Origin of the sequence: Bacillus sp. SIMBA_074 (genome assembly GCF_046534555.1) — a bacterium.
GTDB classification, from domain to species: domain Bacteria; phylum Bacillota; class Bacilli; order Bacillales; family Bacillaceae_G; genus Bacillus_A; species Bacillus_A mycoides.
Map to the genome: position 1 here is coordinate 1 of NZ_JAWRYM010001401.1, position 217 is coordinate 217.

At 36.4% G+C, this 217-nt stretch carries 1 rRNA gene; it reads left to right on the forward strand.

What is annotated here, in order from left to right:
- Positions 1 to 148: 148 nt before the first annotated feature.
- Positions 149 to 217, forward strand: a 5S ribosomal RNA gene (gene rrf, locus SB773_RS35315); the annotation flags it as partial.

Here is a 217-nt window from a genome sequence, read left to right on the forward strand (position 1 = left end):
TGACATGTGGAGCTGACGAATACTAATAGATCGAGGACTTAACCATATAATATGAAGCTAATGTTATCTAGTTTTGAGAGAATATAAAAAACTTATTGACTTTAAATGTCGAATAAGTTATGATGATTCTTGTCTTAAATGAATATAGTCTGGTAATGATGGCAGAGAGGTCACACCCGTTCCCATACCGAACACGGAAGTTAAGCTCTCTAGCGCC